Origin of the sequence: Sphingomonas sp. CARO-RG-8B-R24-01, assembly GCF_022662295.1 — a bacterium.
Lineage (GTDB): Bacteria > Pseudomonadota > Alphaproteobacteria > Sphingomonadales > Sphingomonadaceae > Sphingomonas.
This window is the reverse complement of the sequence record NZ_JAKNQI010000001.1, coordinates 66,626-80,454: the sequence shown is the minus strand read 5'-3', so window position 1 is coordinate 80,454 and position 13,829 is coordinate 66,626. Positions and strand designations below refer to the sequence as shown.

Here is a 13,829-nt window from a genome sequence, read left to right as displayed (position 1 = left end):
GGACGGCCGTGCTTGCCGATCACCGAGCGCAACCGCATCGCCGTGCCCCCCAGGGGCGCGGCGATGTCGTCTATCCGGTCTATTGGATCGCCGCGGCGACGCTCATCGCGCTGACCCTGCTTCGCGTGCCGCTAGGGGAACCGGCGGCGGTGGTCGCAGCGACCCTCGTGTTCATCGGCGGCGGGCTGCCGCACGGGGCCTATGACATCGCGCTGCTGCGGCGCGCGGTGGCGCTGGATCGGTCCGGCGTCGGGCTCGCGGTCGTGGGTTATGCGACCATCGCCATCCTGATGGTGTTGCTGTGGATGACGCTGCCGTTGGTAGCCCTGGTGCTTTTCCTGGCGGTTGCCTCGGTGCATTTCGGCGAGGATTGGCCGATGCTCGAAGAACCGCTGTTGCGGTTTGCAGCGGGCGCAGCGGTGATCGGGGCAGCGACGCTTGGTCATCCCGCGATAGTGTCGGACCTGTTCGTCGGGATGAGCGATCCGCGCGCCAAGGTGATCGCGCAGATCATTACTGCGGCAGCGCCGGTCGCATTGCTGGTCACCGCGGTCGGCATTGCCGTTGCATGGCGAAACGGGAGCAGAGGCTGGGCGGCCGCGATGGCCCTATGCTTCGTACTGCTGGTCGTCCTGCCGCCGGTCGCCGGCTTCGCGCTGTTCTTCGTCTTCCTGCATTCGCCGCGGCATCTGGCGCAGACGCGAGCTCAGTTGCGCGACATGACGCTTGCCCGCTGGCTCGGGACCGGCGCGCTGTTGTCGGGCCTGGCGGTTCTCGGCTGGTGGGGGATGCGCGCCATGGCGCCGTCTCGGATCGACCCGACCGTCGTGGCGCAGGCGTTCCAGTTGCTCGCATCCGTCGCGGTGCCGCATCTGATGCTGTCCCGCTGGCTCGAACGGCGGGTGATTGCCGACCCCGCCCGTGGGGATCCCGTGCCAATGGCCTAGCCGACGCAATGCGTCGCGCCCCGCCGCCCGGATCCGGGACGGCCCCGATCGCAAGTGTCGTCGAACGCGACCCATTTCCGGCTGGAACGGTCCTTCGCCACATCTGTTCAACCGAAGTCCCGCGCTTCGGGTCATCAAAACGAACGGATATTAGCGTGGACGATCAGGGACATGAAGCGGGAAGCCCATGGCAGATACCGCTCAAGGGGTGGATCGCCATCGTCAAGCGGAGCTGGGCAGAGACCGGCACGGACAATATCGGGCTGATCGCAGCGGGCGTCGCCTTCTACGGTTTCCTTGCGCTCGTGCCGCTGCTCGGTGCGATCGTGCTGGTCTACGGCCTCGCGGCAAACCCGGCGACCGTGATGCGCAACATGTCGCAGCTCACGTCCGTCATGCCGAGCGACGTCGCCAAGCTGGTGGGCGAGCAATTGATGAACGTGGTCAAGACGTCCGACGACAAGAAGGGGCTGGGGCTGCTGCTGGCCCTCGGATTGGCGGTGTTCGGGGCGCGGAATGGGGCGGGCGCGATCATCACCGCGCTCAACGTCGCCTATGAAGAGCAGGAGAAGCGCGGGTTCATCAAGGTCAATCTGCTCGCCATCGGCATGACGGTGGTCGCCGTGATCGTCGCGATGATCGCTCTGGTGGCAATCGCCGCGCTCGGCCACTTTCAGCGACTGATCCCGAATGCTCCGGATGGCGTGATCATCGCGGGAAAGGTTCTCGCCTATCTCTTGCTGACGCTCGCGGGTGCCGGGGCGGCGGCCACCTTGTACCGCTACGGTCCATCGCGCGAGCGGGCGCGGTGGGTATGGCTGACGCCGGGATCCCTGTTCGCGGCGCTCATGTGGCTGGTGCTGACAATCGGCTTTGGCATCTACGTCGCCCAGTTCGGTAACTACAATGCGACCTATGGTTCGCTCGGCACCGTCGTCGTGACGCTCACCTGGCTGTACCTGTCCAGCTACATCCTGTTGTTCGGCGCGGAACTGAATTCCGAGATCGAGCACCAGACCGCACGGGACACGACCCGGCAATCCGCCCCGCTGGGCGATCGCGGGGCCTGGGCGGCCGACCATGTCGCGGACGACGACGCATCGGGCACGCACGCGGACGGACCCGTCGTGGGTGCGGCGCGCCGGTCGGCCGAAATGCCTGCCGCCCTCGGCGAGATCGTCAAAAGTCGCATCGCCGGGCGTGCCAGCGGGATAGCGGGGCTTCCGAAAATCGGATGGGCGTCGTCCGTCGCGGCGACGCTGGGGCTGTCACTATTGCGGCGGGGGCGGGGTGCGCAGGGCGCGGCCCTGCTGGGCGCAACAGCGGCCGTGACCTGGTTCCTGCGTGAGCGTCCGGCCACGCCGACGCCTGCGACGCGCGCGGTATTCTTCGATATCGACGGGACGCTCGTCGACAGCAACGACCTGCACGTCGCGGCATGGGAGGCGGCGTTCCGAGAGCATGGCCATGCAGTCGGACAGGCCGCAATCCGGGGCCAGATCGGCAAGGGTGCGGATCAGCTCGTGCCCGCCCTGCTTCGGGACGCGTCGTCCGACACGATCGCAGCGATCGGCGACCGTCAGGGTCAAATTTTCAAGGCGAAGTACCTCGCCGAGGTGCGGCCGTTCGCCGATGCCGATCGGCTGCTCCGCCATGTTCATGGGCAAGGCCAGAAAGTGGTGCTCGCTTCGTCGGCAGATGCCAAGGAGGTCGCGCATTACGTGTCACTGATGAAGCTCGGCCGGGTGGTCGACGCGACCACCAGTATCGACGACGTGGAAACGTCCAAGCCAGCGGGGGACATATTCAGGGCGGCGCTCTCCAAGGTCGGTCCGATGGGGGCCGACGAGGTGATCGTCGTCGGCGACACGCCCTATGATATGGAGGCGGCTGCGAGGTGCGGCATCCGGGCCATCGGCCTTCGCTCGGGCGGGTTCGACGACGCCGGGCTGCTCCGCGCGGGTGCGATCGCGCTTTACGACGACGCGGCGGACCTTCTCGCGCGCTACGCCAGTTCCGCCCTGGCGCGGTAGCGCGGCCGCCCCGTCGCCTTCGGTCGCGTTTCCGCCGGATCGTCATCCGTATCCGGCATGGCTTCCATCCAAAATGCGCAAAACGCGGTGCGTGACCGGTACGAAGGCAAGCGACGGATGCGCGCGGGTATCGAAGATCGAAGGGCACGGGATGACCGCGCGAGATTGGGACGTCGATGGCGCATGCGATCGCCGGTTGTTTTACCGTAAGGACCGCTTTCAATCCATGGTACCGCGCCTGGGATTGTCTCCGCCTTGGTGTACCTGTCTCCTCATACGGGGTGGGCCAATGAGGCCCGTTTGAAGAAAGCGCTCGGTCGTTGGTACGAGAGAGGAACAGGCGCGCAGCAGCGCGCCGGGCCGCGAAGGTCCTGGCTGCGGCCGCAGGAGCGATGGCGCTGGTTGTGGTCGTCCTGATCATCCTGGTGACCAGCGCCGGCCCGACAGTCGATGCGGCGCTGCCACCGACCGCCGAACAGGTCGGCGCGGGCCGTGACGCCGTTCTGCAGATGAAGGCCATTTGGGATCGACCCGACGGTCGGAGCAGCATTCACCTCGATCGCAGACAACTCGACGGCATGAGTGCGATGGCAACGCAGGGCTTTCGGCCGGATCGACTGCGAATGGACATCGACCACGGAATTTTGCGCATTGCGGGCAGCCATCGCCTGTTCCGCGGACGCTGGCTCAACATTGGCGTGTCCGCGCAAGGGCGTAGCACCGGCTTTCCGCCGGTCCGTCTGACGGTCGGATCGCTGTCCATGCGCGGCGCCCTCGCGCGGTGGACGATCGAGCTCGGTCGTCTGGCCCTGCACTATCGCCACGTCGATGTACCCCCGCTCGATCAACTCGTTCAAACGGTCGCGATCAGTGATGATGCGGTGGCGGCGGTGGTCCACCTTCCGCGCAAGAGCGGGTTGATGGACCAGGTGGCTGGGCTATCCACCAACGCCGTCGACGAAGCGCTGGTAACGAAGATCTACTGTCGCCTAGCGACTGCGCAGCAGGCAGCGCCACTGAGCGCGTTGACGGATCACGTGCACCGCGCGTTTGCGATACCCGATCCGGACGCAGGGACGCCCGGGTATAATCGCGCGACGTTCATTGCCCTGGCGATGATCCTGGTCGACGAACGCGCGGGGGATCTTGCCGGCGCGGCGCGGGCCGATACCGCATCCTGTCGCGCAAAGGCGCATGCGGGGTTGCAGGTGCCGATCGCAACGATCCGGGGCCGATCGGACTGGCCGATGCATTGGGCATTATCCGCGGCGCTGGCGGCGGGCGCTGGCACGCACCTGGCGGAAGCGATGGGCGAGTGGAAGGAGTTGGCGGACAGCCTTGCCAGGCAATCCGCATTCGCCATCGGCGATCCCAGCGGGTTTTCGTTTGCCGACCTTGCTGCAGACCGGTCCGGATATCTGGTAGCACAGGCTGCGATCCGCCCCGAAACGTCGGCGGCCATGGCCGATCGGCTCCGCAGCGTGTCAGCCGAAGAGCTGTTGCCGAGCGCCCTCACGGCCCGCGAAGACGGCATTTCCAACCAGGCGTTCGTCAAGCGGTACGGTGGGTTGGCCGATCCCCGTTTCCAGGCCCGCGTCGCCGGCATCGATGCCGCGCTCCGGCAAGGCGGATTGCTGGGCGGAAAAAATTGACCCAGTCGGCGCTATCCACGCGCCACCTGCCAGCAAGACTGCGGGCAGGGCCATTCGCGGAACGGCGGGATACGCCAAACCGGCACTTTCGCCTCGGTCGGTGGTATCGACACAGCGTGGCGCGACCCTCATCTTGTCGCATGGATCGTTGCGCGCGCCATGTGGGCCGCTTTTTGAGGATGACCTCGCCCCGGTAAAGGCAAGCAGCACCCCGCATTTGGTATCGCACGGGATGATATTGTCCTGCAGGACGGAACGCTCAAAGTCCGCGAAGCGCTCGCGCATGAAATCCGCTTCGAACGCGTCCAGCCGTTGAACTCCCAGATCGTCGGTCGCGAGAGTATCGCCGGACCGGTCGCTGTAACGATTGGAGATGGCGTGCTCGATACCGGCGCTCCCCTGCGCGGACTTCGACATCCAGGGGTCGAGACGTCCTGAGCGACCCAGGCTTGGATCAGAAGAAGAACGTCCCGAGAGCGAACCCGATGAGAACCGCGGCGACGAAAAAGTCGCTGATCATTGCTATGGTCTCGTGACGACCGCGATGGGCCGTTCGGACGTGCTCGACCCCCGCGACCGCAAGGAAGATGCCTGCGCCGATCGCGGTGGGAAGCACGAAGTTCGGCATGACGATCGAGGCAAGGCCCAGAACGCCGGATGCGATGTTCGCGCCACCCAGTTCGCGGACGAGCCCATACACCTCCGGGCTCTCGATCCCCATGATATCGCGGCTGGTAAAGGCCGGCTGCACATACTGGCGGGCTCCGGCAAGGAACAGCCTTGCACCCACCGACCAGAAAACGAACAACTTTCCGATCAGCCACGCCATCGGTGCGTTGGATATGTCGAACTCGACCGCAATCGATGCAAGCGGCAGCACCAGCATGGTGAGGCCGACGACGAGTAGATAGACCATGACTTCGCCTCCTGCGCCTGAACCGATCAAACTTCCGCGTTTATCGGCATTGTGCCGGTAGATGACGAGGGTTCATTGATCCGCGCAAGACCCGAAGACGCGCCCACCCGCTACATCCGCTCGGCGACCGTCACCGAGAGCCCGACGGTGGATGCAACGAAAGGCCTGAATGGCGGCGTACGTCCCCGGGGTTCAATTATCAGCCGGCGGTCAGGCGCGTCGCGTGCGTCCGCCAGCCGGTTCGGCTTGCGGGGGGAAGGCGTGTTACACGCTCCGTCGCAGCAATGAATCATGCAGGAGCGCAGGCTTGGAAACCGTATCGATAGTGTTGATCCTGCTGCTGGCCGTGGTCGTCAGCGGCGCCGTGTCGCGGATGCTGCCAGTGGCGATCCCGACGCCGCTGGTTCAGATCGCGCTGGGTTTCGTCGTCGGTCTTGTTACGCATTTGCGCGTCGTGCTCGATCCCGAGCTGTTCATGCTGTTGTTCCTGCCGCCCCTGCTGTTTCTGGACGGCTGGCGCATTCCCAAGGACGCTCTGTTCAAGGACCTGTCGACCGTCGTCGAACTCGCGCTGGGGCTGGTCCTGCTGACCGTAGTCGGCATGGGCTTCCTGATTCACTGGATGATCCCGGCGATGCCACTCGCCGTGGCCTTTGCGCTGGCGGCCGTCATCTCGCCTACGGATCCGATCGCGGTGTCGGCCATCGCCGCGCGCGTCCCGATCCCGAAGCGCATGATGCATATTCTGGAAGGCGAATCGCTGCTCAACGACGCATCCGGCTTGGTCTGCCTGCGCGTCGCGATCGCGGCTGCCCTGACGGGCAGCTTTTCGGCGACTGGCGCGGCGTTGAACTTCTTCTGGATGGCGGGGGCAGGGATCCTCGTCGGCGTCGCGCTGACGCTGCTTGTGACGCGCACGAAGGCTTGGGTGTCGAGGCGCTTCGGTGAGGAGACCGGCTCGCAGATCCTGATCAGCGTGCTGATCCCGTTCGGTGCCTATCTGATCGCCGAGCATGTTCATGCATCCGGCATCCTCGCGGCGGTCGCGGCAGGCGTGACGATGAGTTACGCCGAGATTTCGCGCCAGGCGCTGGCAGTGACCCGGATGCGGCGTAACTCGGTGTGGGACACGATCCAGTTCGCGGCGAACGGCATGATCTTCGTGCTGCTCGGTGAACAATTACCCGAAATTCTCTCGGGGCTCGACCAGACCGTCGCCCTGACGGGGCATTCCGGGCCGTGGTGGCTGGCCCTGTACGTTGCCGCGATCATGGCAGGGCTCGCCGCGTTGCGTTTTGGCTGGGTCTGGGTGTCGTTCCGCATCACGCTGTTGCGGCGTGCGCCGGAAGGCCAGACCGGATCGAGCCCGCCGTGGCGGCTGGTCGCGGCAATGTCGTTTGCCGGGGTGCGTGGCGCGATCACGCTAGCGGGCGTGCTGACGTTACCGATGGTGATGGGAGACGGCACGCCATTCCCGGGCCGCGAGCTTGCGATCTTCCTCGCAACCGGGGTCATCCTGAGCTCCCTCGTCCTGGCGAGCATCGGCCTGCCTTTGCTCCTGCGCGGGCTGACCATGCCGCCCGAGCCGTCGCAGCAGGCGGCGGAAGACATGGCGCGGGTCGCCGCTGCGGAAGCCGCGATCAAGGCGATCGAGCGCGTGCAGCATGCCCTGGCCGAAGGGCGGAACGACGCGGACGTCTATGCCGCTGCCGGCGCGCGCATCATGGACGGCTATCGCGAGCGGATCGAGAGCCGCAGCGCAGGGAGCGACGCCAGCCACGCGGCGCGTGCGAACGAGCGGATCGAGCGCGAACTCCGGCTTGCCGCGGTCCGCGCCGAGCGGGCCGAAATCATGTCGATCGCAAGGGAGCGCGGCCTGGGGAGCGAGCTTGCGGCCAAGCTGGTGAGGGAGCTCGATCTGTTGGAGGTGCGCTACAAGTAACGTGGCGGCGTCCGAGGCGCCCAAGAACCGGCGGCGGTGGTGTGCGTGGGGCGCGCCGCGGAGGTAAACGGCCCCGACGCCAGGATCATATCCATGAGTTTGGCCCGCAAAACGCCGTCGGCGGCGGCGCTGGCCAAGTCCGTAGTCTGCTCCGGCCCATATGACGGTAGCCAAATACATGAAGATAAACTTTGTAGTTTAGCTGTCTTGTGGTATCGACCGTGAATGAGCTTGACCGTGAATGACGAGGCAGTCCGCATTGCCGACCTGGCCCGCGACATTCGGGGCATGTCCGGAAAGCTGAAGCGGCGCCTGCGTGAACAGGCGAACGTCGGCGACCTGACCCCGTCGCAGACCGCGGTGCTCCTGCGGCTTGAGCGAGACGGTCCCGCCACCACGTCGGAGCTGGCGCGCGCGGAAGCGATGCGGCCGCAGTCGATGGGAACCGTCATCGCCGCGCTCGAGAGCGCCGGCCTGCTGCACGGCGCGCCGGACCCGCAGGACGGGCGCAAGATGCGGCTGTCGCTGACCGATCACTGCCGGCAGTGGATCAGCGCCGGGCGCGCGGCGCGGCAGGACTGGCTCGCACGCACGATCCGCGCGCGGCTTTCACCGCAAGAGCAAGACCAGCTGGCCGCGGCGCTCACGCTGCTGGGGCGACTCGTCGAGGATTGAGCGAACCTGCTTCCCGCTTTCGAAAGGACCATCGCATGGCGCTCACCGCGCTCGATCCGAAGACCGCGCTCATCATTGTCGACCTCCAGAAGGGGATCGTCGGCGGCCCGCTCGCGCATCCCATCGCCGGGGTGATCGCGCGCAGCAGAGCGCTGGCGGATGCGTTTCGCGCCCGCGGTCTGCCGGTCGTCCTCGTCACCGTCACCGGCGCTGCGCCGGGCCGGACCGAGCAGCCGCGGCGGGACATGGCCGCGTGGCCCGCCGATTTTGCCGCGCTCGTGCCCGAACTCGGGCAGCAGCCGGACGGCATCCTCGTCACCAAGCAGAGCTGGGGCGCGTTCGCCACGACCGATCTCGCCACGCGACTGAGCCGGCTCGGCGTGACGCAGGTGGTCATCGCCGGTGTCGCGACGGCAACCGGCGTGGAGGCGACCGCGCGGCAGGCCTATGAGCAGGGCTTCAACGTCACGCTGGCCACCGATGCAATGACCGACGCGCGCGCCGATGCGCACGATTACACGATGCGCGCCGTCTTTCCGCGGCTGGGCGAGACCGGCTCGACCGACGCGATCCTCGCCCTGTTGGAAAGGACAGCGTGATGCCCTGGCTCTATTTGCCGGCCTATTTCCTGGGAGGCGCCTTTCTCGCGAACGCGATCCCGCACGTCGTCAGCGGCATGACCGGGCGTGCGTTCCAGAGCCCCTTCGCCACGCCCTCTGGCGCGGGGCTCTCCTCGTCGACCGTCAACGTGTTGTGGGGCTTTGCCAATCTCGTCCTCTGCTATCTGCTGGTGGCGGAGGTCGGAGTCTTCGACGGGCGGAACGCAGCGCACGCGGCATGCTTCGGCTGTGGCATGCTGGCAATCGGCCTGTTCGCGGCGCGGCACTTCGGGTGTTTCCATGGCGGTGCCTCGCCGGAGCCTTCTTGAGCGCTCCGGCGACGGGCCTGTTCCGGTCGCTGCGCGGCTACAATTACCGGCTGTGGGTCGGCGGGGCGTTCGTCTCCAACGTCGGTACGTGGGTGCAGCGTACCGCGCAGGACTGGCTCGTGCTGACGGTGCTGACACAGCACAGCGCCGCTGCGGTCGGCATCGTCATGGCGCTGCAATTCGGCCCGCAATTTCTGCTGCTGCCCTGGACCGGCTTTGCAGCGGATCATCTCGACCAACGCAAGCTCCTGATCGCGACGCAGACGGCGATGGCCGTGCTCGCACTGATGCTCGGCGTCCTCACCGTCAGCGGTCTGGTCGAGCTCTGGCACGTCTATGTCTTTGCCTTTCTCTTCGGAAGCGCGGCCGCATTCGATGCACCCGTGCGACAGGTGTTCGTGGCGCAGCTGGTCGGCGATGCCGACCTCGCCAACGCCGTCGCGCTCAACGCGACGTCATTCAACGCCGCCCGCCTGATCGGCCCGGCGATCTCGGGTCTGGTGATCGCGGCCGTCGGGACGGGCTGGGCGTTCCTGCTCAACGGCGTTTCGTTCGTTGCCGTGCTCCTGTCCCTCACGGCGTTGCGGGTGCGCGAATTGCATCCCCACCCGCGCGCGCGCCGCACGGCCGGAAGCTTCAGCCAGGGGTTGCGCTATGTCTGGTCGCGGCGCGATCTTAAGGCGATCCTGGTCATGTTGTTCCTGATCGGAACCTTCGGCCTGAATTTCCCGATCTTCATCTCCACGATGGCGGTTGGCGTGTTCCATGCCGACGCGGGCGGATACGGGCTGTTATCGTCGATCATGGCGATCGGGACCGTAAGCGGCGCATTGCTGAGCGCAGGACGTCAGCGGCCTGGCTTTGCCGCGCTGCTGGCGGGCGCCGGCCTTTTCGGGGTCGGCTGTACGATGGCAGCGGTCGCGCCGGGCTATTGGTTCTTCGCGGCAGCGCTGGTGGTGATCGGCGTGGCGTCGTTGACGTTCACGAACACCACCAACACGGTGATGCAGCTGTCGACCGAACCTGCCATGCGCGGCCGGGTGATGGCGCTGCGCATCGGCGTCGCGCTCGGAGGAACGCCGATCGGCGCCCCGATCGTGGGATGGGTCGCCGACCATTGGGGACCGCGCTGGGCGCTCGGCGTGGGAGCGGCCGCGGGGTTCGCGGCGGCGATCGTCGCGATGGTCTTCATCATCGGCAGCCGGCGGACTCGCAGAGGGGCGAGCGAAGAGCGCTGATTGGAAAGTCCGGCCGAACCACGCTTTATCCGCGACCGCTCAGAACCGAACGCCTGCGGCACGGAACAGCGCTTCCGCCGCGTCGACGGACGTTCCCCCCTGGACCGGCATGGCGATCGCGCGGGTCAAGTCCGTCAGGATCAATGCTTCGAAGCCCTCACGCCGGGCATCGAGCGCCGACCAGGCAACGCAGAAATCATAGACCAGCCCCACGAACACGCATCGGCGAACCTGCTTGTCGCGCAGATAGCCGGCCAGGCCCGTCCTCGTCACCTTGTCGTTCTCGAAAAACGCCGAGTAGGCATCCACCTGCGGGTTGTACCCCTTGCGGATGATGAGGTGGGCGCGGCTGATGGCATCCTGTACGCCGGGATGGAATGCAGCGCCGGCTGTTTCCTGAACGCAATGATCAGGCCACAGGACCTGGTCGCCATAGGGCATCGCCATGGTATCGAAGGGCTGCCGACCGGGATGGCTGCTTGCAAACGACTGGTGGCCGGCCGGATGCCAGTCCTGCGTGACCACGACGTGCTCAAAATGCGGGGCGAGCCGCGCGATCCCGGCCATGATCTCGTCCCCGCCCGCAACTGCCAGTCCGCCGCCGGGACAGAAATCGATCTGCGGATCGACGATGACGAGAGCATCCGACGCTGTAACGGCTTCTTCCCCGGCGAATTGCGCGATATCCAACGTCGTCTCCTGCAAACTGACAGGCCGCTGCGAGGATGGCCCGTGACGATAATGTTCCTGGCGCCTCGTGCGCGCTGAACGGCTCTCCGTACAGCGCCGCGCTGATTGCGTCATTGGTGCCGACGAGCTTGGCGTTCGCTCGCCGCGTCAACTCGGCTTCTGCGAGGCAGGGAGAGCAACGCCGGCGATCTGTTTGGCTGGACCGTGCCAGGGGCGCATTCGGCCTCGATCGCAGCCGCTTGCTCCCTTGCGGAATAGGCGTAGTCTGTTGCGGAAAGGAGCGTGGCAATGCCCGGTATCGATGAAAAGCAAAAGAGGATGCATTACGATCTGTCGAACGTAGGGCTGCGTGCGCAGGCGACGGCGGTGGGGCTGGTACAATTGTGTATCGAGCTCAAGCAGGCGGGCCTGCTCGAGTCCCAGGCGATCGAGCGGATCAAAAGTGCCATCGGCGACGAGATCATCGGAAGCGCACCGCGCGCGGTCTGCAATGCGGCGCACAAGCAGGACGTGCGGTCCCGGCTCGACCGACTGTTTGCTGGCGATCAGGCGGTGGGCTCGGCCGACGCGCTCGCGTTCGAGAAACCGATGGACCGGGTCGACTGCTAGCCTCGACGGCATCTCGCCTCGGCACAGGTCGTAACCGAGGCGAGGGACCGTCGCCTGGCGAGATCGCGGCGAAAGTCGCTGTACCGCGCTACCGTCGCCCCGACGCAACCGACGGTGCGGCGCTCGATCGCGCCGGCGCGCCCGGGTAACCACACGGCTCCGGCTTTCGCCCGGGTGACGGTCGGACGGCGAGTGATCTTCGCAGAAGGCCCGAAACTTTGCGGGCATCGCTTCGCTGCACGTAATCGTGGTTTCGTCAAAGGCGCCAATCCGCTGATCGGTCAAACCCGGGCCGGATGAACGGCAGCCGCGATCTAGTCGCTGCTGATCAGGCAGCGTATCAGCTTCTGGCTTGCGGTCGCGACGTTTCCGCCATGGAGCGCCTGGGTGCAAACCGATCCAATCGACACGATCATGAAGGCTTCCGCGAGCAGGCGGTGCTGCATGCTCACGATGTCGCTTCCGGCCAGGCCCGCAAAGGCGCGGCTGATGTTTTCCGACATGGTTTTGCGGATGCCGGAAAATATCGTGCTGATCCGTTGGTTGCGGGATGCTTCGGCCGCGATTTCCAGGAACAGGCGGTCGCTCTCCTCCTCTTGGCGGCAGGTCGCAGACGTCAGCCAAGACATGATCCCGTCCCGGTTCTTCGTCGCCAGCGCCTGGTCGAGCGTCGTCAGGTCCGCGAACTTCTCGCAGTCCGCCTCGACAATTGCAGCGATGATGTCCTCCTTGGAGGGAAAATCCCGGTACAGTTGCTGAACGGCCACCCCGGACTCACGCGCGATCAAGGCGATGCCAGTCGCATGGAAACCGTGTTCCACGAACAGTCGACGCGCCACCGCCTTGATATTGTGTCGGCGCAATTCTGCGCGCGAGGCGGGAGGGCATTCGACAGTCGACAATCCGGGGTCCTCTCTCATGCCTTGTTGACGCATGCAACTGGCACGTCTAACTACGCCAATCGTGAGTGATCGCTCTCATACTTTTTTTCAAGCGGGAAATTTTATGTCCTCCAATCGGCTGATGAGCTGTGTGTTGGCATCAAGCGCGTTGCTTGCACTGGCGGCGTGCGGTGCGAAGCAGCCACAGCAGGCGCCGCAAGGCCCCGCGCCGGTTGGCTATGTCGAGGTGCGGCAGGAGCCGATCACGTTGACGACGGAGCTGCCCGGACGGACGTCCGCGTTCGAGACGTCGGAAGTGCGACCGCAGGTCAACGGGCTGGTGCTGCAGCGCCTGTTCGTCGAGGGCGACGTCGTCCACAAGGGGCAGGGGCTCTATCGCATCGACCCGGCACCTTATGAAGCACAGGTCGCAAGCGCTCGCGCCGCTTTGACGCGCGCCCGCTCCAGCATCGCCTCGAGCGCCGCTTTGGCGCGCCGCTATGGCGAACTGGTCAAGATCAACGCGATCGCGCGGCAGGAATTCGAGAACGCGCAGACCACCGCCGCACAGGCGCAGGCCGATGTGGCGGCGCAGCAGGCGGCACTGCGGACCGCGCAGATCGACCTGGCCCGCACCACCATCCGGGCGCCGATCACCGGGCGGATCGGACGATCGGTCTATACGACGGGCGCCCTGGTCTCGGCATCGCAGACCAACGCCCTCGCGACGATCCAGCGCCTCGATCCGATCTATGTCGACATTCAGGAGTCCAGCGCCGACCTGCTCAAGCTCCGGCAGCAGATCCTCAGCGGCCAGCTGACGCGCGACGGCAATGCGCGCGTCAAGCTGAAGCTCGAGGACGGCAGCGAATATGGCCCGCAGGGGACGCTGCGCTTTGCCGACGTCACCGTCGATCCGTCGACCGGGTCGCAGGTCATCCGCGCGCTGTTCCCCAATTCCAACGGCCTGTTGCTTCCAGGCATGTTCGTTCGCGCATCGCTCGTCGAGGGTACGCAGGCCAACGGCATCCTCGTTCCGCAGCGGGCGGTCAGCCGAGACGAAAAGGGGCTGCCGACCGTCATGGTCATCGGTGCCGGAAACAAGGTGGAGATGCGCTCATTGCAGGCAACCCGGGCCATCGGCACGAACTGGCTGGTGACGAGCGGCCTCAAGCCTGGCGACAAGGTCATCGTCGAGGGTGGCATGATGCTGCGCCCCGGCATGCCCGTTCAGGGCAAGCCATGGAACCCCAACGCCCAACCCGCCGGTGCTCAGCCGCAGCCGGGTAAGGCGCAGGCACAGGCGAAATAAACAGCC

At 66.0% G+C, this 13,829-nt stretch carries 13 protein-coding genes; 10 read left to right on the top strand and 3 right to left on the bottom strand.

What is annotated here, in order from left to right:
• Positions 1-8: 8 nt before the first annotated feature.
• From L8G49_RS00390 to L8G49_RS00380, 3 genes are all read left to right on the top strand, one after another.
• The gene (locus L8G49_RS00390) at positions 9-947 is read left to right on the top strand and encodes a Brp/Blh family beta-carotene 15,15'-dioxygenase (protein ID WP_242181686.1); all 939 of its coding nucleotides are present in this window, start codon (positions 9-11) and stop codon (positions 945-947) included.
• A gap of 155 nt (positions 948-1,102) precedes the next feature.
• On the top strand, positions 1,103-2,980 hold the full coding sequence (locus L8G49_RS00385; RefSeq protein WP_242181684.1) for a YhjD/YihY/BrkB family envelope integrity protein: 1,878 nt from the start codon (positions 1,103-1,105) through the stop codon (positions 2,978-2,980).
• A gap of 392 nt (positions 2,981-3,372) precedes the next feature.
• Positions 3,373-4,632, top strand: a complete 1,260-nt coding sequence (locus L8G49_RS00380) for a hypothetical protein (protein ID WP_242181682.1) — start codon at positions 3,373-3,375, stop codon at positions 4,630-4,632.
• A gap of 454 nt (positions 4,633-5,086) precedes the next feature.
• Here the strand turns inward: L8G49_RS00380 and L8G49_RS00375 are convergent, their stop codons facing one another.
• Positions 5,087-5,548 carry a DUF6790 family protein gene (locus tag L8G49_RS00375; RefSeq protein ID WP_242181680.1) on the bottom strand — a complete coding sequence of 154 codons (462 nt, stop codon included), beginning with the start codon at positions 5,546-5,548 and terminating at the stop codon, positions 5,087-5,089.
• Positions 5,549-5,855: 307 nt separating this feature from the next.
• On the opposite strand from L8G49_RS00375, the gene L8G49_RS00370 reads away from it, so the two are divergent.
• From L8G49_RS00370 to L8G49_RS00350, 5 genes are all read left to right on the top strand, one after another.
• Positions 5,856-7,490: a Na+/H+ antiporter gene (locus L8G49_RS00370; RefSeq protein ID WP_242181678.1), complete on the top strand. Its 1,635-nt coding sequence runs from the start codon at positions 5,856-5,858 to the stop codon at positions 7,488-7,490.
• A gap of 225 nt (positions 7,491-7,715) precedes the next feature.
• Positions 7,716-8,165 (top strand): MarR family transcriptional regulator, encoded by a 450-nt coding sequence (locus L8G49_RS00365; protein WP_242181676.1) that lies wholly within the window; start codon positions 7,716-7,718, stop codon positions 8,163-8,165.
• A 35-nt stretch (positions 8,166-8,200) separates the two neighbouring features.
• On the top strand, positions 8,201-8,764 hold the full coding sequence (locus L8G49_RS00360; RefSeq protein ID WP_242181674.1) for an isochorismatase family protein: 564 nt from the start codon (positions 8,201-8,203) through the stop codon (positions 8,762-8,764).
• Entirely contained in the window at positions 8,764-9,093 is a 330-nt protein-coding gene (locus L8G49_RS00355) for a hypothetical protein (RefSeq protein WP_242181672.1), read from the top strand. Before L8G49_RS00360 ends, L8G49_RS00355 begins: the two co-directional genes overlap by 1 nt.
• The gene (locus L8G49_RS00350; RefSeq protein WP_242181670.1) at positions 9,090-10,331 is read left to right on the top strand and encodes an MFS transporter; all 1,242 of its coding nucleotides are present in this window, start codon (positions 9,090-9,092) and stop codon (positions 10,329-10,331) included. Before L8G49_RS00355 ends, L8G49_RS00350 begins: the two co-directional genes overlap by 4 nt.
• A gap of 39 nt (positions 10,332-10,370) precedes the next feature.
• Here L8G49_RS00350 and L8G49_RS00345 read toward each other — a convergent pair whose 3' ends face one another.
• A complete protein-coding gene (locus L8G49_RS00345; protein ID WP_242181668.1) occupies positions 10,371-11,021 on the bottom strand; it encodes a nicotinamidase in 651 nt (216 codons plus the stop codon).
• A 288-nt stretch (positions 11,022-11,309) separates the two neighbouring features.
• On the opposite strand from L8G49_RS00345, the gene L8G49_RS00340 reads away from it, so the two are divergent.
• A complete protein-coding gene (locus L8G49_RS00340; protein WP_242136897.1) occupies positions 11,310-11,630 on the top strand; it encodes a hypothetical protein in 321 nt (106 codons plus the stop codon).
• A gap of 314 nt (positions 11,631-11,944) precedes the next feature.
• Here L8G49_RS00340 and L8G49_RS00335 read toward each other — a convergent pair whose 3' ends face one another.
• Positions 11,945-12,532, bottom strand: a complete 588-nt coding sequence (locus tag L8G49_RS00335; protein WP_242181665.1) for a TetR/AcrR family transcriptional regulator — start codon at positions 12,530-12,532, stop codon at positions 11,945-11,947.
• Positions 12,533-12,635: 103 nt separating this feature from the next.
• Between L8G49_RS00335 and L8G49_RS00330 the strand changes: the two genes are divergently transcribed.
• Positions 12,636-13,823: an efflux RND transporter periplasmic adaptor subunit gene (locus tag L8G49_RS00330; protein ID WP_242181663.1), complete on the top strand. Its 1,188-nt coding sequence runs from the start codon at positions 12,636-12,638 to the stop codon at positions 13,821-13,823.
• Positions 13,824-13,829: the final 6 nt, after the last annotated feature.

Excerpts from the sequence above, each read along its gene's own strand:
- L8G49_RS00380 (WP_242181682.1), top strand. The coding sequence starts at position 3,373 with ATGGCGCTGGTTGTGGTCGTCCTGATCATCCTGGTGACCAGCGCCGGC.
- L8G49_RS00340 (WP_242136897.1), top strand. The coding sequence starts at position 11,310 with ATGCCCGGTATCGATGAAAAGCAAAAGAGGATGCATTACGATCTGTCG.
- L8G49_RS00365 (WP_242181676.1), top strand. The coding sequence starts at position 7,716 with ATGAGCTTGACCGTGAATGACGAGGCAGTCCGCATTGCCGACCTGGCC.
- L8G49_RS00355 (WP_242181672.1), top strand. The coding sequence starts at position 8,764 with ATGCCCTGGCTCTATTTGCCGGCCTATTTCCTGGGAGGCGCCTTTCTC.
- L8G49_RS00330 (WP_242181663.1), top strand. The coding sequence starts at position 12,636 with ATGTCCTCCAATCGGCTGATGAGCTGTGTGTTGGCATCAAGCGCGTTG.
- L8G49_RS00375 (WP_242181680.1), bottom strand. The coding sequence starts at position 5,548 with ATGGTCTATCTACTCGTCGTCGGCCTCACCATGCTGGTGCTGCCGCTT.
- L8G49_RS00360 (WP_242181674.1), top strand. The coding sequence starts at position 8,201 with ATGGCGCTCACCGCGCTCGATCCGAAGACCGCGCTCATCATTGTCGAC.